This is a genomic window from Mesorhizobium sp. M7A.F.Ca.US.014.04.1.1 (assembly GCF_003998745.1).
Lineage (GTDB): Bacteria > Pseudomonadota > Alphaproteobacteria > Rhizobiales > Rhizobiaceae > Mesorhizobium > Mesorhizobium ciceri.
The window spans coordinates 1-1,804 of the sequence record NZ_RZRW01000845.1 but is presented as its reverse complement, the minus strand read 5'-3'; the positions used below and the strand labels follow the sequence as shown (position 1 = coordinate 1,804).

The 1,804-nt window shown below is 56.3% G+C and carries 1 protein-coding gene; it reads left to right on the top strand.

Going from position 1 to position 1,804, the window contains the following annotated elements; translation table 11 throughout:
- Positions 1-153: 153 nt before the first annotated feature.
- Positions 154-1,804: serine hydrolase (locus tag EOA22_RS32220; protein ID WP_127390535.1), on the top strand; the 1,651-nt coding region annotated here is incomplete at its 3' end.

Below are 1,804 nucleotides of genomic sequence, written 5' to 3'. Positions count from 1 at the left end.
TGGATGATATGGAAAATGTGCTCGGGAGACGAGAATGTCGGTTAAGGAGGCGAACTGACATTCGCCGAAGATCGGAGGATGCATGTCGAAGACCGATGCAGTCGACGCATGCGGTGAAGTCGCCAAATGATAGGCGGTTGTTTCAGGCCGGGGATGGGCGGTTGGCTTGGCATTGCGCTCCTGGCCCTCTTGCCTTCCGGTCCGGCCTTCGCTTTTGAAAGCCCGGATGAAGTTAGCGCAGCGAATCCCCTGAAATGCGGAGCACCTGACGATTATTCCGGGTCGAGCGAATGGGTCAGCAACTTCAGCATCAGCGACAAGCGTCAACCCGTCGGTCCGGTCTTTCAGCAAACACGAAGCAACGTTCTTGATCGTAGGGTTGCGCTTCTACAGAGCGTACTCACGGACAAATCTGTTTACGCCTCAGCGATTGATGGAGTGTTTGGTTCGCAGACAGCAAGCGCTGTGAAGTCCTTCCAGAGCACATATGGAATGCCCGTTGACGGCACAGTGGGGATGCAGACCGGTAGTGCACTCGGGCTGCCGTTTTGGCAAGCGAACAAGGCGCGCAGTCTAGCCCCGCCATTTCGCGACGATGCGAAATATCCTGAAGCTACTGAATTCAACTTCAGAAGTCTGGTCGGGATCGGCAATTTCTTTAGCAGCCTGCCGGACGCTGACTATAGTTCCTCAAATGCGCTTACTCGGAGGGCCCTTCGAACAAACAATCCCGGCGCCATAAACATCTCGAAATGGCAGCGAGACAGCATGAGAGGATATGTGGGTTGCACTCTGCCAGACCGGTACGGCAACCAAACTGCCATTTATGAAACCCCAGAGTATGGGGTAGCTGCTTGGGGTTTTCTCCTCCGCAAGATCTATTTCCACGGAAACAAGTCTAAGGTCACCGTCGGCGACATTGTGGATAAGTATAGAGGCGACAATTCCCGCGATCCTTACATTGATGGATATAAGAAATATTCCGATGGCAAATTGGTCGAAGATTATGAAGTCGACCTGTATAGCAATCGTGAACTCGCGATGCTGGCCATTGCCGCCTACTCGCACGAACTCGGCTCCTGGTATCCTCTCACGGACAAACAGCTTCTGGCAGGCTTTTCAATTACCGATGATTATATTGACTTGGGCGTCAATGACGAAGTCATCGTGTCTTCTGAAGAGATGAATCCGGATCTCTATGTAAAACATCCTGATAGCGAAGGCCCGGCACGCTCGACCGGCTTAACCGCGGCTCAGTTGAGCACAGCCGATGCAAAGGTCCAGGCCGGACTACAGGAGCTCCTCGATGCAGAGGATGGACCTCCCGGCGCGATCGCCACGCTCTACCGCGACGGTCGCATGACCGTACTCACAGCGGGGCGCGCCGATGTCATATCGGGTGAGGCGCTGGGGGTCGACCAATACATGCGCATCGCCAGCATCTCAAAAGCATTCAACGGCGCCATTGCCCTGCACCTCGTCCAGAAGGGCCGGCTCGGCCTCGACGACACCATCGGCCAGCACCTGCCTGATCTGCCGGCGGCATGGTCGGCCGTCACGGTCCGCCAGATGCTGAATCACACCAGCGGCCTGCCCGACTACTTGCACTCCAAGGGCTTGGCCGAGCAGGTCGCGACCAATCCTCAAGGTTACGTGCAGCCCATTGAGATCATCGGCTGGGTCCGCAACGACCCGCTCGAGTTTACGCCCGGCACCCAGTATACCTACTCCAACACGGACAACGTCGTCGTCGGGCTGATCGCCGAGGCGGTCACAGGAATGCCCTACGGGACGCGGCTGAAGA